At 71.1% G+C, this 21,487-nt stretch carries 19 protein-coding genes; 11 read left to right on the top strand and 8 right to left on the bottom strand.

Annotation, left to right across the window (positions count from 1 at the left end; all coding sequences use genetic code 11):
- Positions 1–47 precede the first annotated feature (47 nt).
- Together ACLQ3F_RS02420 and ACLQ3F_RS02415 are read left to right on the top strand one after the other, a co-directional pair.
- Positions 48–1,127: a phosphotransferase family protein gene (locus ACLQ3F_RS02420; RefSeq protein WP_425845550.1), complete on the top strand. Its 1,080-nt coding sequence runs from the start codon at positions 48–50 to the stop codon at positions 1,125–1,127.
- Positions 1,127–2,338 (top strand): acyl-CoA dehydrogenase family protein, encoded by a 1,212-nt coding sequence (locus tag ACLQ3F_RS02415; RefSeq protein ID WP_425845548.1) that lies wholly within the window; start codon positions 1,127–1,129, stop codon positions 2,336–2,338. Before ACLQ3F_RS02420 ends, ACLQ3F_RS02415 begins: the two co-directional genes overlap by 1 nt.
- Before the next feature lie 285 nt (positions 2,339–2,623).
- Here ACLQ3F_RS02415 and ACLQ3F_RS02410 read toward each other — a convergent pair whose 3' ends face one another.
- The 6 genes from ACLQ3F_RS02410 to ACLQ3F_RS02385 form a co-directional block, all read right to left on the bottom strand.
- Positions 2,624–3,670: a LacI family DNA-binding transcriptional regulator gene (locus ACLQ3F_RS02410; RefSeq protein ID WP_355009408.1), complete on the bottom strand. Its 1,047-nt coding sequence runs from the start codon at positions 3,668–3,670 to the stop codon at positions 2,624–2,626.
- 82 nt (positions 3,671–3,752) lie between these two features.
- Positions 3,753–5,174, bottom strand: a complete 1,422-nt coding sequence (locus ACLQ3F_RS02405) for a GH1 family beta-glucosidase (protein WP_425845546.1) — start codon at positions 5,172–5,174, stop codon at positions 3,753–3,755.
- The gene (locus tag ACLQ3F_RS02400) at positions 5,171–6,013 is read right to left on the bottom strand and encodes a carbohydrate ABC transporter permease (protein ID WP_357206990.1); all 843 of its coding nucleotides are present in this window, start codon (positions 6,011–6,013) and stop codon (positions 5,171–5,173) included. Before ACLQ3F_RS02400 ends, ACLQ3F_RS02405 begins: the two co-directional genes overlap by 4 nt.
- 10 nt (positions 6,014–6,023) lie before the next feature.
- Positions 6,024–6,995 carry a carbohydrate ABC transporter permease gene (locus tag ACLQ3F_RS02395; RefSeq protein ID WP_387354863.1) on the bottom strand — a complete coding sequence of 324 codons (972 nt, stop codon included), beginning with the start codon at positions 6,993–6,995 and terminating at the stop codon, positions 6,024–6,026.
- A 109-nt stretch (positions 6,996–7,104) separates the two neighbouring features.
- The gene (locus ACLQ3F_RS02390; RefSeq protein ID WP_357206986.1) at positions 7,105–8,394 is read right to left on the bottom strand and encodes an ABC transporter substrate-binding protein; all 1,290 of its coding nucleotides are present in this window, start codon (positions 8,392–8,394) and stop codon (positions 7,105–7,107) included.
- A gap of 335 nt (positions 8,395–8,729) precedes the next feature.
- Entirely contained in the window at positions 8,730–9,293 is a 564-nt protein-coding gene (locus tag ACLQ3F_RS02385) for a plasmid pRiA4b ORF-3 family protein (RefSeq protein ID WP_357206984.1), read from the bottom strand.
- Positions 9,294–9,443: 150 nt separating this feature from the next.
- Between ACLQ3F_RS02385 and ACLQ3F_RS02380 the strand changes: the two genes are divergently transcribed.
- Positions 9,444–10,190 (top strand): pyrimidine reductase family protein, encoded by a 747-nt coding sequence (locus ACLQ3F_RS02380; RefSeq protein WP_425845541.1) that lies wholly within the window; start codon positions 9,444–9,446, stop codon positions 10,188–10,190.
- Between the two features lie 4 nt (positions 10,191–10,194).
- Here ACLQ3F_RS02380 and ACLQ3F_RS02375 read toward each other — a convergent pair whose 3' ends face one another.
- Both ACLQ3F_RS02375 and ACLQ3F_RS02370 read right to left on the bottom strand, forming a co-directional pair.
- Positions 10,195–10,944 (bottom strand): hypothetical protein, encoded by a 750-nt coding sequence (locus ACLQ3F_RS02375; RefSeq protein ID WP_425845538.1) that lies wholly within the window; start codon positions 10,942–10,944, stop codon positions 10,195–10,197.
- Positions 10,937–11,455 carry a SigE family RNA polymerase sigma factor gene (locus ACLQ3F_RS02370; protein WP_425845536.1) on the bottom strand — a complete coding sequence of 173 codons (519 nt, stop codon included), beginning with the start codon at positions 11,453–11,455 and terminating at the stop codon, positions 10,937–10,939. The genes ACLQ3F_RS02375 and ACLQ3F_RS02370 overlap by 8 nt, the downstream gene beginning before the upstream one ends.
- Positions 11,456–11,689: 234 nt before the next feature.
- Between ACLQ3F_RS02370 and ACLQ3F_RS02365 the strand changes: the two genes are divergently transcribed.
- The 8 genes from ACLQ3F_RS02365 to ACLQ3F_RS02330 all read left to right on the top strand — a co-directional run bounded on the left by ACLQ3F_RS02365 (position 11,690) and on the right by ACLQ3F_RS02330 (position 21,477).
- Positions 11,690–13,441 (top strand): ATP-binding protein, encoded by a 1,752-nt coding sequence (locus ACLQ3F_RS02365; RefSeq protein ID WP_355009400.1) that lies wholly within the window; start codon positions 11,690–11,692, stop codon positions 13,439–13,441.
- Between the two features lie 74 nt (positions 13,442–13,515).
- Entirely contained in the window at positions 13,516–14,664 is a 1,149-nt protein-coding gene (locus tag ACLQ3F_RS02360) for an exonuclease SbcCD subunit D (RefSeq protein ID WP_425845533.1), read from the top strand.
- The gene (locus ACLQ3F_RS02355) at positions 14,664–17,138 is read left to right on the top strand and encodes an AAA family ATPase (RefSeq protein ID WP_425845530.1); all 2,475 of its coding nucleotides are present in this window, start codon (positions 14,664–14,666) and stop codon (positions 17,136–17,138) included. The genes ACLQ3F_RS02360 and ACLQ3F_RS02355 overlap by 1 nt, the downstream gene beginning before the upstream one ends.
- Before the next feature lie 55 nt (positions 17,139–17,193).
- Positions 17,194–18,153, top strand: coding sequence for a hypothetical protein (locus ACLQ3F_RS02350; RefSeq protein WP_355009397.1), 960 nt, complete (start codon positions 17,194–17,196; stop codon positions 18,151–18,153).
- Positions 18,154–18,171: 18 nt separating this feature from the next.
- Positions 18,172–19,029, top strand: a complete 858-nt coding sequence (locus ACLQ3F_RS02345) for a spermidine synthase (protein WP_425845527.1) — start codon at positions 18,172–18,174, stop codon at positions 19,027–19,029.
- 125 nt (positions 19,030–19,154) lie between these two features.
- A complete protein-coding gene (locus ACLQ3F_RS02340) occupies positions 19,155–19,847 on the top strand; it encodes a sigma-70 family RNA polymerase sigma factor (protein WP_030488630.1) in 693 nt (230 codons plus the stop codon).
- Entirely contained in the window at positions 19,844–20,626 is a 783-nt protein-coding gene (locus ACLQ3F_RS02335; protein WP_357201463.1) for an anti-sigma factor family protein, read from the top strand. Before ACLQ3F_RS02340 ends, ACLQ3F_RS02335 begins: the two co-directional genes overlap by 4 nt.
- A gap of 203 nt (positions 20,627–20,829) precedes the next feature.
- The gene (locus ACLQ3F_RS02330) at positions 20,830–21,477 is read left to right on the top strand and encodes a hypothetical protein (protein ID WP_355009394.1); all 648 of its coding nucleotides are present in this window, start codon (positions 20,830–20,832) and stop codon (positions 21,475–21,477) included.
- Positions 21,478–21,487: the final 10 nt, after the last annotated feature.

The following is a 21,487-nucleotide window of genomic DNA, read 5'->3' as shown; positions in this document are numbered from 1 at the left end:
GAAATTCTGACCTTGACAACGTGAGCGGGCTGCCATCAACTAGTCCGATGAGCGATCCGGCCGTCGACGAGTCACGGCCGGAGGCCACGGCCGTCTCCCCAGCGGGGCTGGCCCTTGACCGTCTCGCCGACCATCTGGCACAGCACCGACCCGAGCTGGCCGTCGGGCCGCTGCGGGCCCAGTTGATCGCGGGCGGCAAGTCCAACCTCACCTACCTGCTGCGCCTCGGCGACCGCGAGGTGGTGCTGCGCCGCCCCCCGCTGGGCCACGTGCTGGCGACCGCGCACGACATGGCGCGCGAGTTCCGGGTCATCTCGGCGCTGGCGCCGACCGAGGTGCCGGTGCCGGGCGCGCTGCTGCTCTGCACCGACCCCGAGGTGATCGGCGCGCCGTTCTACCTCATGGAGCGGATGCCCGGCGAGGTGTTCCGCACCCGCGCGCAGACCGACCCGCTGGGCGACGAGCGCCGCCGCGCACTCGCCATGGCAATGATGGACACCCTCGCGGCACTGCACAGCGTCGACCCGTCGAGCGTGGGGTTGGCTGACTTCGGCCGCCCCGATGGCTACCTCGCCCGGCAGGTCCGCCGCTGGTCCGGGCAGTTCGACCGCTCCCGCAGCCGGCCGCTGCCCGGCATCGACGAGTTGCGTGACCTGCTCGCGGCGACCGCACCGGAGGGCGCGAACGCCGGCCGGATCGTGCACGGCGACTACCGGCTGGACAACCTTCTCGCCTCGGCCGACCCGGTGGCCGTGCACGCGGTGCTCGACTGGGAGATGGCCACCCTCGGCGACCCCCTCGCCGACCTGGGACTGCTGCTGACCTACTGGGACGTGCTCGGTGGCAGCGACACCGCCGCGGGCAACCCCGTCGCCGACGGGCTCGGCCCGCGCGCCGGCTTCCCCACCGGCAGCGAGCTGATCGACAGGTACGCCGGCCGCAGCGATGTCGACGTCGGGCCGCTGCACTGGCACGTGGCGCTGGGCTGTTTCAAGCTCGCGGTCATCTGCGAGGGCATCCACTACCGCCACACGCTCGGGCAGACGCTCGGCGAGGGCTTCGACCGGATCGGCGAAATGGTGGCACCGCTGGTCGCGCACGGACTGACCGCCGCCAGGGAGCGGTGATGGACTTCTCATACGACAGCCGGACCGAAGAGCTGCGCGCCGAGCTGACCCGGTTCCTGACCGAGCACGTCTACCCGGCCGAGGCCGTGCACGCCGAACAGGTGGCCGCCGGGGACCCGTGGACGCGTACCCCGGTGTTGGCCGAACTGAAGACGGAGGCCCGCAAGCGCGGCCTGTGGAACCTCTTCCTGCCCGACCCGCGTTACGGCGCCGGCCTGACCAACCTCCAGTACGCCCCCCTGGCCGAGCTGACCGGGCGCAGCCCGCACCTCGCGCCGGAGGCGGTCAACTGCGCGGCACCGGACACCGGCAACATGGAGTTGCTGGCCGAGTTCGGTTCGGAGGCGCAGCAACAGCGCTGGCTGATGCCGCTGCTGGAGGGCGAGATCCGCTCGGCCTTCTGCATGACCGAGCCGGATGTCGCCTCCTCCGACGCCACCAACATCGCCACCCGGATCACCCGCGACGGCGACGAGTACGTGATCAACGGACGAAAGTGGTGGTCGTCCGGGGCCATGGACCCGCGCTGCGAGATCTTCATCGTCATGGGCAAGACCGACCCCACCGCTGACCGGCACCGCCAGCAGAGCATGGTGCTGGTCCCCCGGGACACCCCCGGGGTGACAGTGCGCCGGGGCATGACCGTCTTCGGCTACACCGACGGTTCGCACGGCGGGCACGCCGAGATCGACTTCACCGACGTCCGGGTTTCAGCGGAGAACCTGATCGGTGCCGAGGGCACCGGCTTCGCCATCGCCCAGGCCCGGCTCGGGCCGGGCCGGATCCACCACTGCATGCGATTGATCGGAATGGCCGAACGCGCCCTTGAGTTGCTCTGCCGCCGCGCCAACGAACGGATCGCGTTCGGCCGACCGCTGGCCGAGCAGGGCGTGGTCCGGGAGTGGATCGCCGAGTCCCGGGTCCGCATCGAGCAGGCCCGGCTGCTGGTGCTCAAGACTGCCTGGCTGATGGACACCGTCGGCAACAAGGGCGCACACACCGAGATCCAGGCCATCAAGATCGGCACGCCGGCGATGGCGGAGTGGGTGATCGACAAGGCTATTCAGGGGTACGGCGGCGCCGGCGTCAGCCAGGACACGCCACTGGCCGCCCTCTGGGCGCAGACCCGCACCCTGCGCCTTGCCGACGGGCCCGACGAGGTGCACCGCAACTCCCTGGCCAAGCGCGAACTACGCCGCTGGGCCCCGTAACCCCGCCCACACCCCGCCCCGCCCCGCGCTCGCGCCGCCCCTGCACTGCGCCCACGACACCCGCACGTCCCGCGCCCGCACGCCACCACACCCCAAGATCGCGCCCGATCCTGGATGTAGTGGTGTGCGCTCGCCCGAAGGCCACTACATCCAGGATCGAGCGCGATCTTCCCCGCCAGCCTTCGTGATCATGAGGTTGACGGGCTGGAATGCCGGAAATGTCCAGGCCAACCCCATGATCGACACACGGTGGGCGCGGGGCGCTGAGGGGAGTGGGGGGTGGGGTTAGGCGGAGGCTCGGTGGATCAGTTGGGTGTCCAGGAGGATGTGGGAGGCGGGTAGCTCCTCGCCACGGATCCGGGCCACCAGCAGGCGGGCCATCTGCCGGCCCATCTCCTCCACCGGCTGGAAGACAGTGGTCAGCGGCGGCTCAGCCTGTCGGGCGATGGTCGCGTCGTCGAAGCCGATCACCGCGACGTCCTCGGGCACACGCCGGCCGGCCTCCCGCAGGGTACGCAGCGCGCCGAACGCCATGAGGTCGGACGCGACGAAGACCGCGTCCAGGTCCGGGCAGACATCCAGCAGTCGGCGCATTCCGGCAGCGCCGCTGCCCTCGCTGAAGTCGCCGTACGCGATCAGGTCGGGATTGACGCTGGCGCCGGTGGCCTTGACCGCATCGGTGTAGCCAGCCAGACGGGCCAGCCCGGCACCCATGTCCTGCGGACCGGCGATGGTGGCGACGCGCCGCCGGCCCTGTCTCGCCAGGTACTCCACCGCCTGCCGGGCCCCGCCAACGTTGTCCACGTCGACAAACCAGGCCGGTTGGGCGCCGGGTTGCAGCATCCGGGCGGGCCGACCGCCGAGCACGGCGGGCAGGCCGCGCTCCTCCAGCAGCGTCGGCAGCGGGTCGGAGTCGTGCAACGACAGCAGCAGTACGCCGTCGACGTGCTGGTTGGTGAGGTGGTGCTCGACGCGCTCCCGTTCCACCGGCGACTGGGCCATGGCCAGCCAGAGCTGCATCGGCGTCTCCAGCAGCCCGGAGCTGATCCCCCGCACGATGGAGGCGAAGAACGGCTCGGTGAAGACCCGCTCGCCGGATTCGGACACCACCAACGCGACGGAGTCGGTCCGCTGGGTGACGAGCGCACGGGCGGCCCGGTTCGGCACGTACCCCAGCTCTGCGATGGCCTGCTGGACCGCGGCCCGGGCCTCCGGGCTGACCTGGGGCGAGCCGTTGACCACGCGGGAGACTGTGCCCCGACCGACGCCGGCACGCGCCGCGACCGCGTCGAGGGTCGGGCGCCCGAGCGACCGGGTGCGCTGCGTTGTCATCGTGTGCTCCTCCGACGGCGGGCGGACCCGGCGCCACCTGCGGGAGGTGGACGCCGGGGCCGTCCTGATGGCTGGCCCGAGCCTATTGTGCGGCCAGACCGTTGCGCCGGATCACCGAGGCGTACCACTTGGCGCTGGACTTGGGGGTGCGGACCTGACTGTCGTAGTCGACGTGGATCATGCCGAACCGCTTGGTGTAACCCCAGGCCCATTCGAAATTATCCATCAGCGACCAGGCAAAGTATCCCCGCAGAGGCACTCCGGCGTCGATCGCCTCGTGGGCGGCGCGCAGGTGGGCATCGAAGTAGGCCAGCCGATCGACGTCGTCGACCTGCCCGTCGACCATCGAGTCGACGAACGCGGAGCCGTTTTCGGTGACGTACAGGGGCAGCTCGGTGTAGTCGTGCACCCGGCGCAGCGTCTCGGTCAGACCCGGGGCGTCGATCTCCCAGCCCATGTCCGTGACCGGAACGCCACGGGTGACGAACCGGACGTCCTCGCTGCCCGGCCAGCACGAGGGGGCCGGGTCGGCCTCCACGCCCTCGACCGGCGCGGCGACCACGTGCCGGCTGTAGTAGTTGACCCCGACCAGGTCCAGCGGCGTGGAGATGGTCGCCAGGTCGCCGTCGTGCACGTGCTCGAAGTCGGTCACCGTGCTGAGGTCGGCCACCAGGTCCTCCGGGTACGACCCCCGCAGCAGCGGGTCCAGGAAGAACCGGTTGGCCAAACCGTCGATACGCCGCGCCGCGTCCACGTCGGCGGGGCTGTCGCTGGCCGGGTCGACCGGGTAGAGGTTGACTGTCACGCCCACCTCGGCGCCCGGCCGGGAGGCCCGCAGTGCCTGCACGGCCAGGCCGTGACCGAGCATCAGGTGGTGGCCGGCGCGCACCGCGTCCGCTCCGTCGGTGCGGCCGGGGGCGTGCACGCCGGAGCCGTAGCCGAGGAACGCCGAGCACCACGGCTCGTTCAGCGTGGTCCAGTAGCGCACCCGGTCACCGAGCGCGTCGGCCATCAGGGTGGTGTAGTCGGCGAAGCGGGCCGCGGTGTCCCGGGCCGGCCAACCGCCGGCGTCTTCGAGCGGCTGCGGCAGATCCCAGTGGTAGAGGGTGAGCCACGGCTCGATGCCGTTGGCCAGCAGCTCGTCCACGAGTCGCCGGTAGAAGTCCAGGCCCTGCGGGTTGGCCGCGCCGACGCCGCCGGGCTGCACCCGGGACCAGGAGACCGAGAAACGGTACGACTTGAGGCCCAGCTCGGCCATCAGCGCGACGTCCTCGCCGAGGCGGTGGTAGTGGTCGCACGCCACATCGCCGGTGTGCCCGGAGAGGACGCGGCCGTCGGTGTGGCTGAAGGTGTCCCAGATCGACGGGGTGCGGCCGTCCACGGCTGCCGCCCCCTCGATCTGGTATGCCGCCGTCGCGGCCCCCCAGAGGAATCCGGGTGGAAAGGTCAGCCCGGGACGCTCGTCGAGGACGTCGACGGCGGGTGGGCTGGCGGGGTTGCTCACGACTTGACGGCACCTTCCATGATCCCGCCGATGATCTGGCGGCCGAACACGAGAAAGACGATTACCAGGGGGATGGTGCCGATCGCCGTCGCGGCGAACACCTGGGAATAGTCGGTGTAGTAGGCGTACGAGAGGAAGGAGAGCGAGACCTGGAGGGTCGGGTTCTCCGGGGTGAGGATGGCGTACGGCCAGAGGAACGAGTTCCAGGTCTCCATGAAGGTCAGCAGACCGAGCACGCCGGCGGCGGGACGCAGCGCGGGCAGCACGATGCTCCAGTAGATCCGGAACGTGCTGGCTCCGTCGACGCGACCGGCCTCGATCAGCTCGTCGGAGATCGCCTGGCTGGCGTACTGCCGCATCATGAACACGCCGAAGGCGGTGACCAGGAACGGCACGGTGACCGCGTAGAGGGTGTCGTACCACCCCAGGTCCTGCATCATGCCCCAGAGCGGGATGAGCCCCATCTGGGTCGGGATCATCATGGTGACGATGATCGCCAGCAGGAGGGCGTTGCTGCCGCGGAACTTCAGCTTGGCGAAGGCGAACCCGGCCAGCGAACCGGTGAGCACCACCGACAGGGTGACCACCGAGGAGACGATGATCGAGTTCATCATGCCGGTGAGGAAGTTGGCCGCGTCGTTGTCGAGCACCCGCTGGAAGTTGTCACCGAACGCGCCACCGGGGGTCAGCGGCGGCGGCACGTCGTTGATGTTGTCCAGGCTGCGGCTGCCGATCACCAGCATGTAGTAGAACGGGTAGATCGACAGCAGTGCCGCCAGGACGAGCGCCAGGTAGGTCAGCGGGCTGGTGCGCCACAGGCGCTGGGAAGCCGAGATCATCGATCTCTCCTCACTTCGCCGAGCGGCGGACGAGTAGGAAGTTGAACAGCGACACCACGATGATGATCATGAAGATCGCCCACGCGATCGCGGCTCCGTAGCCGGCGGTGTTCAGGTTCACGATGCCCATCTCGTACATGTACATGGCCAGCGTCTGGAACTCCCGCTGGTTGCCGCCGATGATGTTGCCGTTACCGAAGAGCAGGGGCTCGGTGAAGAGCTGCATGCCGCCGATCGTGGACAGGATGACCACGAAGATGAAGGTGGGCTTGAGCATCGGCAGGGTGATCTGCCAGAACTGTCGCCACGGGCCGGCGCCGTCGATCTCCGCGGCCTCGTAGAGGTCCTTCGGGATCGCCTGCATGCCAGCGAGCAGGATCAGGGTGTTGTACCCGGTCCACCGCCAGTTGACCATGGAGGAGATGGCCGTCCAGGAACTCCACCGGTGCCCGTCCCAGTCGACCGGGTCGACACCGACGAAGCTGAGCAGCCAGTTGAACAGACCGAACTCCCGTTGGAACAGCATCCCGAAGACGATCGCGACCGCGGCCACCGACACCACGTTCGGCATGAAGATGGCCATCCGGAAGAAGGTCTTGGCGCGCAGGAGGGTCCGGTTGAGCAGGTTCGCCAGGAAGAGGGCGAGCAACAACTGCGGGATGGTCGACAGGGCGAAGATGCCGAACGTGTTGACCAGCGCGTTCCAGAAGTACTCGTCGGACACCAGCCGGGTGTAGTTGTCGAAGCCGATGAACGAGTGGTCGCCGATCATGTCCCAGTCGTGCAGCGACATCCAGGCGGTACGCACCATCGGGTACAGCCCGAACACACCGAAGATCAGGAAGAACGGAGCGATGTAGAGGTACGGCGAGTACTTCACATCGAGGCGGTTGAGTAACCTTCCCCGTCGACGTTGGCGATCGACGTCGGGAGAAGGCGGTGCTGCTGGCGACGGCCGTGCCGTCGTGGCCGACAGGCTCATGCGAATTTCCTTTTCCGGCGAGGCCCGGGGGCCCTCGCGCAGGGCGCTACGCGGAGGGGACCGGCCGGTGGCGTCCGGGAAGCCCCGAACGCCACCGGCAGGGAATCACTCAGAAGGCACCCTGAGTCTTTGCGTCCTTCGTGAACTGCTCCCAGGCCTTCGCCTTGTCGGCCTGCCCGTTCTCGAACGCCCGCAGAGCCGGCTCGAGCGCGTTCTCCTTCACCGCCTGGTGCTTCGGGCCCAGGTGGGTCGGCTGGATCTTGGCGACGCTCTCGCCGAAGATCTTGCCGGTCGGCGCGTTGCTGAAGTACTCGTTGGTGTAGCTGATGAACGCCTCGTTCTTCAGCGCCTCCAGGTTCGTGGGCAGCGGGCCCTTGAGCTTGAACGCCTCGACCTGGCTCTTCGCGTTGGTCAGGTACTCGGCGAGCTTCGCCGCCTCGTTCGGGTACTTGCTCTGCGCCGGAACCGCGAGCCACGAGCCGCCCCAGTTACCGCCGCCGCCCGGCACGGACGCGACATCCCACTTGCCCTTGTTGGCCGGACCGGAGTTGTCCGACACGATGCCGAGCATCCACGACGGGCAGAAGGTGGCAGCGAAGGTGCCCTGCTTGAAGCCACCCGACCACTCCGGCGACCAGGTGGACGCCTTGGCGGAGATGTCCGCCATCGAGGTGGCGGTGTCCCAGGCGTTCTTCACCGCGGGGCTGGTGTCCGCGATGATGTTGTCTTCCTTGTCGTAGAACAGGTCACCGTTGCCCTGGAAGAGCACACCGTTGGAGACGGCGGTGATCGAGTCGATGAACGCCTTGCCGCCGCTGCCCTGCTTGTACTTCAGACCGGCGTCGTGGAAGCCCTTCCAGTCCGGCCAGAGCGCCGACACCTGGTCACGCTCGGTGGGCAGGCCGGCCGCCTGGAACAGGTCCTTGCGGTAGCAGACGGCGAGGCTGCCGACGTCGGTCGGCAGGCCGATCAGTCGACCGTCCGGCGCCTTGCCCAGCTCCCACTTCCAGGGCAGGTATTCCTTCGAGTGGTCGGCGACCAGCGGAGTGAGGTCGGCCCAGTTACGCGCGTTGGGCTTGAACTCGTTGAGGATGCCCTCTTCCAGGGCGGTGACGTCCGCCGCGCCCTTGCCGGTGGCCAGGTAGCGGACCAGCTTCGGCCGGTACTCACCGAGCTGCGCGGTCTTGCGCAGCTCGACCTTGATGCCGGTGTCCTTCTCGTACTGCTTGACGAGATCGTCGTAGCCCATCTCGCCGAAGGTGTCGACGACCAACTTGGCGGGCTTCTCGCCGGCCGCTGGCTTGTCGTCGTCGTTGCCGCAGGCCGCGAGTCCGCCGATTGCGGTGATCGCGGCCAGGGCAGCGGCCGCCAGGCGGGTACGCCGCGTGGTGACACTCATGCGCTGACCCCTCTTTCCGGTGGTGAGGCTGGGTGGTTGTGGTGGGGGTGTCTCATCGCGCCAGGCCGGGGATGCGTGAGTGACCCATGCCACCTCCGGGAGCGCTCCCATGAGATTGCCGGCGGGTAACGGGAGTGTCAATAGGACGTTGGGAGCGTTCCCAGATCGTTACCCCTGACCACTCCCCCCGCACCAACCCCAACCACACCCCCCGCCCCACCGGGGTGATCAAGAAGTTTCGGTCAGAAAGCGGAGCCCAGCTGACGCAAACCTCTTGATCGACAACGCTCGGTCGGGGCGCGGCAGGGGTGGGGTGGGTGGGGTGGGCGGTGTGATCAGCAGAAGTGGCGCAGGAGCGTGGTCGCGCGGGTGGGGTCGAAGCGGGACGGGTCGAAGGTCGGACCCGCCCAGTCCCGCAGCATCGCGTGGCGGGAGCTGACGAGGTCGGCCGTGTCGCTCTCGTCGTCCACGGCTTCCAGGAGCGCCTGGTAGCCCAACGACCCGCCGACACCCTCCGGCGGGCAGGCCCGCTCCCCGGCCACGCAGACCGGGTACCGCTCGTCGGGGTCGGCCGTCAACGCGTCCTCCACGACCAGGTCGTGCTCCCACCAGTCGCCGAAGTCGTACGTGTAGGAGAACCGGCTGCCCTTGCCGAGCACCGCGTCGAGCCGCACGTCCAGCTCGTCGTGCAACCCCAACTCCCCGTCCGCGTCCGGCTCGCCGTACTGCACCGCGTCGATCTCGAACGAGTGCAGGTGGCAGTCCCGCCAACCCATCGCGTGCTGCACCACCCGGTGCAGCCGATCCAGCGTGTAGCCGGCCGGCACGAGAACCCGGCGCCAGACCGGCGGGCGGGTGCCGGCGAGGGACATCTTCAGCTGGAAGATCTGACGCGCCATGCTGTCCTGTCCTCCCGCGGCTTAGGCTGCGAGCATGATCTGCCGAGCGTGCCGGGCCCGGCGACACGACGACTGCCCGGGCCGGAACTGGTGCGACTGCCAGCACCGTACCGCCGAACCCACCCCTCCGGTCACCGGTCCGGCCGACGAATGACCGTCGGAATTCCGATCCGACGGCTCTGGCCCGAGCCGTCGACGCAGCCGCTCGACGACGACACGCTGACCGCCCTCTACGGCCGCGCCGACGAGCCCCGACTGCGGGTGAACTTCGTGGCCAGCCTGGACGGCGCGGTGACCGTGGACGGTTACTCGGCCGGGCTCTCCGGCGAGCCGGACAAGCGGGTGTTCGGCCTGCTGCGGATGGTCTGCGACGCGCTGGTGGTGGCCGCCGGCACACTGCGCCACGAGAAGTACCGGGCGGTCCGGCTCGACGAGCGCCGCCGAGCCTGGCGTCTGGCCAACGGGCTGGCGGAGTACCCGACGCTGGTGGTCGTCTCGAACTCCCTCGACCTGGACCCGGCGCAGGCCGCCTTCGCCGACGCGCCGACCCGCCCGGTGGTGCTCACCCACGCCGACGCCGATCCCCCGTCCGGTCTCACCGACGTCGCCGACGTGCTTCGCTGCGGCGCCGAGCGGGTCGACCTGGCCGCCGGTCTCGCCGAGCTGCACCGCCGCGGGCTCACCCAACTGCTCTGCGAGGGCGGTCCGCACCTGTTCGGCGCGCTCACCGCCGCCGACCTGGTGGACGAGCTGTGCCTCACCGTCTCGCCGCTGCTGGCCGGGCCCGGCCCCGGCCGGATCACCGCCGGCGACACCGCACCGCCCCGGCACCTGCCACTGCGCCACGTGCTCGCCTCCGACGACGGCGTCCTGATGCTCCGCCACGCCCGCCCGTAAGACCTCAGTCGGTGAGCACCGCCCCGGGAGCCCACGGGATCCGGTAGCGCTGGCCGTCGGCGGTGCTCGCCCAGACCTGCACCTCGTCGTACGGCTCGGCGGCGACCACCTCGGCCACCGCGCCGCGCGGTGCCGCGCCGAGGGGATGCGACACGCCGTCGGCGACGACCTCGACGGTACGCCCCTGCGGAGCCTGGACCAGGACGTAGAGCCGACCGCCGGAGCGCCGGGCCACGGCCACGCCCAGCCCGCTGCCGGTGGATCGGACGGCTGCGCAGACCGCGTCACCATCGACGCAGGCCAGGTCGTACGAGAGGTAGTCGAGCAACCGGCGCGGACCGCCCCCGTCCGGGGTGATCAGCACCTCGGCCGCCTGTCCCCCGGCGGACCGCTCCTCGACGCGCGGCTCCCGTCGCAGCAGCACCAGCGTCTCCGTCCCGATCCGGCCGACGGCGACGACCTGCGCCTGCGTCACCGGTCGACCGTCGGAACCGACGATCCCGGTCGGGACGTCGGCAGCCGCGCTCGACGCGGTGCCCCCGCCCTCGCTGCCGCCACCGCGACCGGCCGGTCCCAGTTGCGGGAGCAGCAGTGCCCCGGCGGCGACCACCACGGCCACCGTGCCGCCCGAGAGCAGCAGACGCCGACGGCGACGCGCCCGGCTTCTCGTGACGACCCGTTGGGCGAGACCGGGTGGCAGCTCCACTGTCGCGACGGCGTGGTCGAGCAGGGCCGCCACCTCGTTGTCACGCATGGTTCTCCTCCGCGAGGTCGAGGTCGAGTGGGGGAACACCGGCCGCCTCCAGTCGGGCCCGCAGGCGGCGCAGACCACGCGAAGCCTGGCTCTTCACCGAGCCCACCGAACAATCCAGTTCGGCGGCAGCCTCCGCCTCGGAGAAACCGAGCCAGTACCGGACCACCACCACCGCCCGCATCCGCGGTGGAAGCTCCCGCAGCGCCGTCAGCAGCAACTCCCGGTCGTCGACCCGGGTCATCTCATCCTGCTGCGGCACCGCCTCCGGAAGACCAGCGACCCGACGTCGGTTCCACGGGGAGCGCCACCGGCTGACCAACCGGTTGGTCATGGCGCGACGCAGGTAGGCCTCCGGCTGCCGTTGCCGGACCACGTGCCAGCGCGGGTACGCCTGCTCCAGCACCTCCTGCAACAGGTCCTCGGCGTCCGCCCGCTGCCCGGTGATCAGTACGGCGAAGCAGAGCAGTCGCGGGCCGCTCGTCGCGACGAAGGCGCCGAAGTCGTCATTCATACGTGCTCCATGCCTAGGTAACGCGGCCGGTGCCCCGGGAGTTGAGTCCGGACCTCGCGCGGTGCACGCCGACACGACTCCCGCCCACCTCATGCGCTCGGTCGAACACCCAGCGTCATGAGTGTGACGGCGCATGGTGTCGTCCGCCGCGTCGCGTGGCGACCTGTCGTACTCCTCGGGCAGGATGCACTGCATGCGCGCCGACCGTGATGCCCGACCGACCCGAGCCGCCCGATGACCGACGCCGAGCTCGACAGCCCGGGCGGCGTGGTCGGCCGCGTGCTGGGCACCGCCGACGCCACCCCGTTGCAATTCTGGACGGCCGTCGCCCCGGGCAGTTACCTCCAGCTCGACGACGTGGTGGTCACCCGGCGCGAGCTGCCGGACCGGGAGCCGGTGACGATCGCCGGGGTGGTCACCCAGGTCCGCGCTCGGCACGAGGGCGCCCAGTTCGAGTCCGACGTGTTCGCCATCGCCGACGGCACGCTGCCCGCGCAGGTGCAGGAGGCGGCCGAGGTGACCACCACCCGGGTCGATCCGGAGCTGTACGTGCCGCCGACCCCGGGCGCTGTGGTGCACCGGGCCGAGGGTGACGCCCGGGCCCGCGCGCTGCACTTCGACCGGATGGAGCGGCGCATCCCGATGGGGATGGGTCGGGACGGGGTTCCGGTCTATCTCAACGCCGACTTCCTCGACGGCAGCCGGGGCGCGCACGTCTCGATCTCCGGCATCTCCGGGGTGGCCACCAAGACCAGCTTCGCCACCTTCCTGCTCTACTCGGTGTTCCGCTCCGGCGTGCTGGGCGGCGACGCGGTCAACGCCAAGGCGCTGATCTTCAACGTCAAGGGCGAGGATCTGCTCTTCCTCGACCACCCGAACACCCGCCTCGACGAGCCCACCCGCGCCGCGTACGCGAAGCTCGGGTTGAGCGCTGGCGCCTTCCCCGACGTGCGGGTGTACGCCCCGCCCCGGGTCGGTGACTCGGCCGGCACACCGGATGTGAGCAGCCGGCTCACCGGGGTCGACGCGTTCTACTGGACGTTGAGCGAGTTCTGCACCGACCGCCTGCTGCCGTACGTCTTCGCCGACGCCGACGACGAGCGCCAGCAGTACACGATGGTGGTCCACTCGGTGGCCGCGCACCTGGCCCGCTACGCCCAGCCCGCCGACGGCGGAGTGAGCATCGACGGGGTCCGGCTCGGCTCCTACGGCGATCTGGTCGACCACATCGTCGATCAGCTCAACGACGACGAGACCCGCTCCGACTGGGCGGGCAGCGCTGTGGGGCTGGGCACCGTCAACGCGTTCGCCCGGCGGTTGATCGGCAGTAAGAAGGACCTGGCCCGGCTGATCCGTGGCGACCTCGCCACCCGCCGCCCCCACTCCATCAACACGAGCGAGTCGGCCCAGGTGACAGTGGTCGACCTGCACAACCTTCCCGACCGCGCGCAGCGGTTCGTGGTCGGTGTGACGCTCAAGAGCGAGTTCGAGCGCAAGGAGAAGTCGGGCACCGCCAAGCCGCTGCTCTTCGTCGTCCTCGACGAGCTCAACAAGTACGCCCCCCGGGAGGGCTCCTCGCCGATCAAGGAGGTCCTGCTGGACATCGCCGAGCGGGGCCGCTCGCTCGGGGTGATCCTGATCGGCGCGCAGCAGACGGCGAGCGAGGTGGAGCGGCGGATCGTCACCAACTCGGCGATCCGGGTGGTCGGCCGGCTCGACCCGGCCGAGGCGTCCCGCCCGGAGTACGGCTTCCTGCCGCCCGCGCAGCGCCAGCGGGCGTTGCTGGCCAAGCCGGGCACCATGTTCGTCAACCAGCCGGACATCCCGGTGCCGCTCTGCCTGGAGTTCCCGTTCCCGGCCTGGGCCACCCGGGTCTCCGAGGCGGGCCGGGCACCATCGGAGACGCTGCGCTCGATCACCCAGTCCGCCGACCCGTTCGCCGTGGTGGGCTCCGGCGGCGGCACCGACGACGACATCCCGTTCTAGCTAGGGCCGGCACAGGTGAGCGCGAGGAGTGAGCTTGCGAGCCCCGCAGCCGCGCACGGAAGGCAAGCACAGCCATGAAGATCCTGCACACCTCCGACTGGCACGTGGGAAAGGTGCTCAAGGGGCAGTCCCGGGCCGACGAGCACAAGGCCGTGCTGGCCGGGGTGATCGAGATCGCCCGTGCGGAACAGCCGGATCTGGTGATCGTCGCCGGTGACCTCTATGACACCGCCGCGCCCAGCTCGGAGGCGACCCGCCTGGTCACCAGGGCGTTGACGGCGTTGCGGCGTACCGGCGCGGACGTGGTGGCGATCGGCGGCAACCACGACAACGGCCCGGCGCTGGACGCGTTGCGTCCGTGGGCCGACGCCGCCGGCATCACGTTGCGCGGCGGGGTGCGGGAAAACCCGGACGAGCACGTCATCGACGGCACCACCGCCGGTGGCGAGCGGTGGCGGCTGGCCGCGTTGCCGTTCCTGTCCCAGCGGTACGCGGTGCGCGCGTTGGAGATGTACGAGCTGACCGCCGCGGAGACCAACCAGACGTACGCCGACCACCTGGGCCGGGTGCTGGGGCGACTCACCGAGGGTTTCACCGAGCCGGACCGGGTGCACCTGGTCACCGCGCATCTGACGGTGACCGGTGCGGCCACCGGTGGTGGCGAGCGCGACGCGCATACCGTGTTGGGCTACGCGGTTCCGGCCACGGTGTTCCCGGCCACCGCGCACTACGTGGCGCTGGGCCACCTGCACCGCGCGCAGCGGGTCATCGGCCCCTGCCCGGTGCGGTACAGCGGCAGCCCGCTCGCTGTCGACTTCGGTGAGCAGGAGAACATCCCCTCGGTGACGATTGTCGAGGTGACGGCCAGCACGGCCGCCCGGGTGCGGGAGGTGCCGGTGACGGCGGCGAGCGCGCTGCGAACGGTGCGCGGCACCCTGGAGCAGCTCGCCGAGATCGAGGCACCGGACGCGTGGCTGCGGGTGTACGTGCGGGAGCAACCCCGCGCCGGCCTGCGCGAGGAGATCCAGGAGCTGCTCCCCCGGGCCCTGGAGATCCGGATCGACCCGGAGCTGTTGGCCGCGCCGGGCAGCGGCGCGCGCATCGCGCAGCGGTCGGGGCGTTCGCCCCGGGAGTTGTTCGCCGACTACCTGGACAGCCGGGGTCACGCCGACGAGGGTGTCCAGGAGCTCTTCGACGAGCTTTTCGAGGAGGTCGAGCACTGATGCGTCCGATGCGGTTGGACATGGCCGGCTTCACGGTCTTCCGGGACGAGACCACTGTCGACTTCACCGACGCCGATTTCTTCGCGCTGATCGGCCCCACCGGTTCGGGCAAGTCGACGGTGCTGGACGCGATCTGCTTCGTCCTCTACGGCATGGTGCCCCGCTGGGGTGGTGCCCGGGGGTTGGCGAACGCGCTCGCGCCGTCGGCGACCGAGGCGCGGGTGCGGTTGGTCTTCGAGTCCGGCGGCGCCCGTTACGTGGCGACCCGGGTGGTCCGCCGGGACGGCCGGGGCAACGTGAAGACCGCGAACGCCGGGTTGCAGCTGATGCCGGCCGGTTTTGACGTGACCAAACTGGACACCGGTCTGAGCCCGGACGACCTCGGCGAGGTGGTGGCCGGCACCCCCGCCGAGATGGAGCAGGCGGTGCTGGAGGCGGTCGGGCTGCCGTACGAGCAGTTCACCAGCTGTGTGGTGCTGCCACAGGGGCAGTTCGCCGACTTCCTGCACGCCAAGCCGGCGACCCGGCAGCAGATCCTGGTCAACCTGCTGGGCCTCGGCGTCTACGAGGACGTCCAGAAGAAGGCGACGGCGCGCGCCGCGCAGGCGGAGGCCCGGCTGGAGGCGGTCGACCAGGTGCTCGCCGGGTTGACCGGCGTGGACGACGAGGCGTTGGCCGAGGCCGACGCCCGGGTCGACCGGATGGCCGAGCTGGCGGCGGCGGTGGCCGAGGCGGTGCCGGAGCTGGCGGCGGCCCGGGTCACCGCACGGGAGGCCGCGGCGGCGTTGACCGCGCTGGACGACGAGCTGACAGTGCTGACCGGGGTGCGCGCGCCGGGTGGGATGGCCGCTGTCGCTCGCGCGGTCGCCGCGGCGCGGGCCGACGCCGAGGCGGCGGCGGCCGGGGTGTCGCTGGCCGAGGAGCGGGAGGACAAGCTGCGCGGCGAGCTGGCCGCCGCCGGTGACGAGAGCGCGCTGCGACTTCAACTGCGGGCGTACGACGATCGGGATCGGCTGTCCGGTGAGGCCGAGACGGTCCGGGCGACGGTGCGCGCGGCGAATGACGAGCACGCCGCCGCGGTGGCGGCGCTGGCCGCCGCACGGGTGGTCGCCGAGCGGGCCGACGCCGAGCTGGAGGCGGCCTTCCGGGCGCACGAGGAGGCGAAGGCCACCGATCTGGCGGTGAGCCTGCGGGTGCACCTGCATGCCGGTGCGGCGTGCCCGGTGTGCGAGCAGCCGGTGGCCGAGGTGCCGGCGGTGCCGGCCGATTCGGCGGTGGCCGCGGCGACGGCGGCGGGCAAGGCGGCGCGGGCCGCTTCCAAGGCCGCGCAGGCGACGGTGCAGGAGCGGGACACGGCGGCGCGGGAGCTGGAGCGGCTGCTGGTGCAGGCGCGAGCGCGCCAGGAGCAGATGGAGGCCCGGCTGGCCGAGCTGGACGGGCAGCTCTCCGGCGCGGCCGAGCCGGCCGTGCTGCGCCGGGAGTTGGCCGAGCACGCCCGGTTGCGGCGCGCGCTGGAGGAGGCGGCGACAGCGGTCCGGGCTGGCCGTGAGGCCGCTCGGCAGGCCCGGGCCGGGGTGGACGCCGCCGAGGAGCGGCTGCGGGCGGCGTGGCGGGCCTTCGACACCGCCCGTGACGGTTTGGCCCGGTTCGGCCCTCCGGCGACCGACCGGGACGACGTGGCCGCCGCGTGGGCGGCGCTGACCGGGTGGGCGACCACCGAGGCGGACCTCCGGCGCGCCGAGCGGGCCGGTCGGGCCGACGCCGTCGCGGAGGCCGAGTCGGTGGCCGACGGGGTGCAGCGGGGCATCGCTGGCATCTTCGCCGCCGCCGACGTGCCGGTCGGGGACGACCCGGTGCACGCGGCGACGGTGGCGGTGGAGCGGGCCGACGCCGACCGGCGGCGGCTGCACGAGCGTCGCGAGCAGGCCGGTACGTTGCGCGAGCAGCGGGCGAGCCACGAGCGGGAGGCGCAGGTGGCGCGCGCGCTCGCCGGGCACCTGCGGGCCAACAACTTCGAGCGGTGGTTGCTGGCCGAGGCGTTGGACCTGCTCGTCGACGGCGCGTCGGGGATCCTGCGGGAGCTTTCCTCCGGTCAGTACGAGCTGGTGCACGACAAGGGCGAGTTCGTGGTGGTCGACCACCACGACGCGGGGTTGCGCCGGGGCGTGCGCACCCTCTCCGGCGGTGAGACGTTCCAGGCGTCGCTGGCGTTGGCGTTGGCGCTCTCCGAGCAGTTGGCCGGCATGTCGACAACGGCCGCGAGCCTGGAGTCGATCGTCCTGGACGAGGGTTTCGGCACGCTCGACGCCGCCACCTTGGACACGGTGGCGGCGACCCTGGAAAATCTGGCGGCCCGGGGCGATCGGATGGTCGGTGTGGTCACCCACGTGCCGGCGCTGGCCGAGCGGATCCCGGTCCGGTTCGAGGTGCGCAAGGACGCGCGCTCGTCACGCATCGAACGGACCGGCCGGTGAGCGCGAGGAGTGCGGCGCACGGGAGCAGCGCAGTCGCTGACGAGGGGCCGGCCCGGTGAGCGACGCCGCGTTCTTCGTGGATTCGTGGGATCCGGCGTACGGGGCGTCGTTCGAGGCGTCGACCGCCGGGCCGGCAGCGCCGAGCAGCGCCCAGGTCGACGCGGACGTGGAGTTGCCCGCCGTGGACTGGCGGGCGATCGGGGTACGCCCCGGGGTGCGGGCGCCGGACGTGGTGTTGCTCGTCGACGGGGTTCGGCGCATCGACGCCAGCATCTGGACGGCGGAGACCGACGGTCTGTCGTTCCCCGGGTTGGCCGCCTCGTACGCGGCCGGGGTGGTCCGGTGTGACCTGGGGCGGGGTGCGGCGCAGTTGGCGGGTACCCGGGTTGGTCGGGGCCTGTTCACAGCGAGCCCGTCGGCGCAGGACGTGGTGGCGGGCGCGATCCGTTACCCGGTGCACCGGGTGGGTGGCACCGGTGAGCTGGCGAAGTTGCCGGCCGCCGTGCAGGGCCCGCTGACCGCGTTGGAGGTGGCGGTATCCGACGCCGCCCGGGTCGACGGTGACCTGTTGGTGGTGGACGGCCCGCTGCGCAGTCGTCGGCAGTTGCCGCGCACCCTGGGCTACATCAAGACGCAGCACAGTCAGTACCTGGACGCCCGGCTGACCGCTGTGGTGACGGGTATGGCATCGGGTGAGCGTTCCCCGGTGTTCCGGCTCGGCACCGCCTGGGGCGGTTGGTCGTGGTATTTGCGGCTGCCGGTGGCGACCGGCGCGCCGTGGGCGGGCATCGTTCGGGTGGAGTGCTCCGCCGACCTGCCCGTCGAGGCGGCGATCGAGCTGGCCGACCTGTCGCTGGTGACCCTGCCGCGCTTCGCCTCCACCCCGTACAAGGATCCGCGGGCCCCGCAGAACCTGATCCCGATCGCCGGCCTGGAGCGCCGACTGCGGGCCCTGCTCGGCGATTCCCGGCTGCTGCACCGTGCGTTGACCGCCGCGGCCCGCGCCGCCCGATGAGCGCGGACACTGGTTCCGATGGGGCGTAAACGGGCGGGTGACCGTGTGGTCGAGCAGGTGGACACCGGGCTGGCGGAGTTGGTGCCGGATCCGGACCGGGCCGGCTCGTGGACGCTGCTGCTGGACGGCGCGCCGCAGTCGCACGTCGACCTGACCGATCCCACCCACCTCGAGTTCGAGTACGTGCGACGGTTGGCTGCCGCTGTGGATCTGCTCGCGCCGGCCGGTGAGCCGTTGCGGGTGCTGCATCTTGGTGGCGGCGCGCTGACCCTGCCCCGGTACGTCTCCGCCACCAGACCCGGGTCGACCCAGCGGGTGTCCGAGGTGGACGGCGCGCTGGTTGAGCTGGTCCGTCGGGCGTTGCCGTGGCCGTCGGACGCCCGGTTGCGGGTCCGGGTGGAGGACGCCAGGGCGGTGCTCGCGTCCACCCGGGAGGCCAGCTACGACGTGGTGGTCGCCGACGTGTTCGCCGGTGCGCGTACGCCGGCCCACCTCACGTCGATGGAGTACGCCGCCGAGGTGGCCCGGGTGCTCCGCCCCGCCGGTTGGTACCTGGCGAACCTGGCCGACGGCCCGCCGTTGCGGCACGCCCGTGGGCAGGTCGCCACGGTCCGTTCGGTGCTGCCGCAGGCCTGTCTGGTCGGGGACGCGGCGGTGCTGCGTGGGCGCCGGTACGGCAATCTGGTGCTGGTCGCCGGGCGGTCCACACCGCCGGTGCCGGAGCTGACCAGACGCGCCGCCGGCGACTGGTTCCCCGGCCGGGTGGTCGCCGGCGACGACCTGGACCGCTTCGTCGGTGGCGCGCAGGTGGTTCGGGACGCGGACGCCACCGGCTCCGATCCGCCACCGCCGGGGCTGTTCTCGGTACGCCGCTGACCGTCCACCCGACAGCGGCGGGGAAGTTTTTTCGTCGTTTGTTGATCCGCTGGGGCAGGCGCTGCGTACCACCGGGCGGCCCACCTCGTGGGCTGGCGTTGGTCACGGACATCCCGGAGGTCTGCATGCACGCGGTGGCGGCCGGTTGGCATGGCGACGCGGTACGCGCTGACTGGTTGTCGGCGCGACCCTCGTCACGGTCGACCTCGTCTGCCCGAGGGGTCGACGCACGGGCGTCGACTCGCCAGAATGGTCCGGTGACGCCGCGACCGGCGCCCGGACGCCATCAGGCGACGACAACCGAGGCCAGCCACTCCGACCAGTTGATCCGTCAGCTCTACGCCGAACACGCCGGCCCGTTGCTGATGTTCGTCATGCGCCTCACCGGGGGGGACCGGCAGCGCGCGGAGGACATCGTCCAGGAGACGCTGCTGCGTGCCTGGCGCAACGCGCACCGGCTGGGCACGCAGGGGCAGGGCTCGTTGCGGCCGTGGCTGGTCACTGTGGCCCGCCGCATCGCCATCGACGAGCACCGCAGCCAGGAGGCCCGGCCGCCGGAGACGTACGACCGGGACCTCACCGCGTTCGCCGAGGCGGACAGCACCGACCGGGTGCTGCGCACCATGACGGTGGCGGACGCGCTGCGTACGCTCAGTCAGTCGCACCGGGAGATTCTGATCTCGACGTACTTTCGGGGGCGGACGGTGCCGGAGGCAGCCGAGGAGTTGGGCCTGCCGCTCGGCACCGCCAAGTCGAGGGTCTACTACGCGCTGCGCGCGCTGCGCACGGCTCTGCAGGAGCGGGGGGTGACAGAATGAGCCGGCCGGACCACATGGACGTCGCGGCGTACGCGCTCGGTGTGCTCGACGAGCAGGACACTGAGCGGTTCGAGGAACATCTCGCCACCTGCTGGGCGTGCGCGGCCGAGTTGGAGACGATGGTGCCGGTCGTCGGGCTGCTCTCCGACATCGACGGCGAGACGATGATGGCGCTGGAACAGACGGCGACCGACCCGGCCCTGCTGGACCGGACGCTCGGCGCGGTCCGGGCCGACCGGCGACGTAGCCGGTTTCGTCACATGCTCGCGACGGCCGCCGCGGTGGTGGTCTTCGGCGGTCTGACCGGGTACGGCTTCGTCAGCGTGACCGCCAATGATCAACCGCCGGGGGTGCTCGCCGAGTCGACGCCGAGCGCGCCCAACGACCCTCCGACGAGCGTGCCGACGGCCGCGCCGAGCGGCCCGGGTGTGGGCGGCACCGAGGTGGAGGGCGACCAGGTCGAGGCGACCGACCCGACCACCGGTGTGCAGACCACCATGTTCCTGGTCACCAAGGACTACGGCACCCGGATCAATTTCAGCCTGCGGAAGCTGCCCGGCCCACGCGTCTGCCGACTGGTGGTCGTACGCAAGAACGCCACCACCGAGGTCATCTCGACCTGGTCGGTGCCGGAGGGCGGCTATGGCACCAACACCCGGCCGCAGGGTCTCGAACTGAGCGCCTCGACGTCTGCTCTGCCGAAGGACATCAAGCAGCTCCAGGTGCAGTCGGTGGATGCCAACGGCGTGGCGAGTCCGCTGGTCACCGTACCCATGTAAGCGCGCCTACCGCATCGGCGCCGGTCATTGTCACAATGGCCGGCGCCGATCTGTCGTTACGCAAAGATCCCCTCGCGGGTGCGTACGCATGGCAGCCGGAAACGGTTCAATCGATTTAAGTGAAATTGACCACTGTTACTACTTCAACCTTGACAGCCCAACCGCCGTACCTATGGGTGAACTGTCAAGAATGAGGAGGGCACGTGGCACAGATGAAGCGGACCGTCATCGTCGCGAGCGCGATGGTCGCACTAACGGCCTGCGCTCCCGCGGGTTACGACGGGGCGAACTCGAGCGCGGCTGAGCCGGTCGCCGTCGCCGCGGCCGAGCCCACCGCGACGGTTGAACCTGAGGCCTCGGCTTCCGCGGAGGCGCCCGCCGCCGACGCCCCGCCCGCGGACGTCGACCTGACCGAGAAGTTGGTCGGTAAGAGCGTCGCCCGGATGGGCAAGGTGGTCACCGACCAGGACGGCTGGATCCTGTACCGCTTCGACAAGGACACCGCCGACCCGCCGTCGTCGAACTGCGTCGACAAGTGCGCCGAGGTGTGGCCCCCGGCACTGACCGACGGCAACCCGGAGCTCACCGGCGTCTCGGACGACAAGGTCAGCAGCGTGACCCGGCAGGACGGCACCCGTCAGCTCACCGTCGGCGGCTGGCCGGTCTACCGCTACATCGGTGACAAGAAGCCCGGCCAGTGGAAGGGCCAGGCTGTCGGTGGCACCTGGTTCGTGGTCCAGCCGGACGGCAAGAAGAACCTGAGCTGCCTGCCCAAGGGCACGCCGAAGGCCGTCGCACCGCCGGCGGACAGTGGCTCGAACGACGCAGGCGGCTCGGGCTACTCGTACTGAGCCTGGTCGC

Origin of the sequence: Micromonospora sp. DT15 (assembly GCF_049841475.1) — a bacterium.
GTDB lineage: Bacteria > Actinomycetota > Actinomycetes > Mycobacteriales > Micromonosporaceae > Micromonospora.
This window is presented reverse-complemented; position numbering and strand designations above follow the sequence as displayed.

What these genes read in the sequence shown, in the direction of transcription:
- ACLQ3F_RS02420 (WP_425845550.1), top strand. Translation starts at nt 48, where the DNA reads ATGAGCGATCCGGCCGTCGACGAGTCACGGCCGGAGGCCACGGCCGTC.
- ACLQ3F_RS02415 (WP_425845548.1), top strand. Translation starts at nt 1,127, where the DNA reads ATGGACTTCTCATACGACAGCCGGACCGAAGAGCTGCGCGCCGAGCTG.
- ACLQ3F_RS02410 (WP_355009408.1), bottom strand. Translation starts at nt 3,670, where the DNA reads ATGACAACGCAGCGCACCCGGTCGCTCGGGCGCCCGACCCTCGACGCG.
- ACLQ3F_RS02400 (WP_357206990.1), bottom strand. Translation starts at nt 6,013, where the DNA reads ATGATCTCGGCTTCCCAGCGCCTGTGGCGCACCAGCCCGCTGACCTAC.
- ACLQ3F_RS02395 (WP_387354863.1), bottom strand. Translation starts at nt 6,995, where the DNA reads ATGAGCCTGTCGGCCACGACGGCACGGCCGTCGCCAGCAGCACCGCCT.
- ACLQ3F_RS02390 (WP_357206986.1), bottom strand. Translation starts at nt 8,394, where the DNA reads ATGAGTGTCACCACGCGGCGTACCCGCCTGGCGGCCGCTGCCCTGGCC.
- ACLQ3F_RS02385 (WP_357206984.1), bottom strand. Translation starts at nt 9,293, where the DNA reads ATGGCGCGTCAGATCTTCCAGCTGAAGATGTCCCTCGCCGGCACCCGC.
- ACLQ3F_RS02380 (WP_425845541.1), top strand. Translation starts at nt 9,444, where the DNA reads ATGACCGTCGGAATTCCGATCCGACGGCTCTGGCCCGAGCCGTCGACG.
- ACLQ3F_RS02375 (WP_425845538.1), bottom strand. Translation starts at nt 10,944, where the DNA reads ATGCGTGACAACGAGGTGGCGGCCCTGCTCGACCACGCCGTCGCGACA.
- ACLQ3F_RS02370 (WP_425845536.1), bottom strand. Translation starts at nt 11,455, where the DNA reads ATGAATGACGACTTCGGCGCCTTCGTCGCGACGAGCGGCCCGCGACTG.
- ACLQ3F_RS02365 (WP_355009400.1), top strand. Translation starts at nt 11,690, where the DNA reads ATGACCGACGCCGAGCTCGACAGCCCGGGCGGCGTGGTCGGCCGCGTG.
- ACLQ3F_RS02360 (WP_425845533.1), top strand. Translation starts at nt 13,516, where the DNA reads ATGAAGATCCTGCACACCTCCGACTGGCACGTGGGAAAGGTGCTCAAG.
- ACLQ3F_RS02355 (WP_425845530.1), top strand. Translation starts at nt 14,664, where the DNA reads ATGCGTCCGATGCGGTTGGACATGGCCGGCTTCACGGTCTTCCGGGAC.
- ACLQ3F_RS02345 (WP_425845527.1), top strand. Translation starts at nt 18,172, where the DNA reads ATGGGGCGTAAACGGGCGGGTGACCGTGTGGTCGAGCAGGTGGACACC.
- ACLQ3F_RS02340 (WP_030488630.1), top strand. Translation starts at nt 19,155, where the DNA reads ATGCACGCGGTGGCGGCCGGTTGGCATGGCGACGCGGTACGCGCTGAC.
- ACLQ3F_RS02335 (WP_357201463.1), top strand. Translation starts at nt 19,844, where the DNA reads ATGAGCCGGCCGGACCACATGGACGTCGCGGCGTACGCGCTCGGTGTG.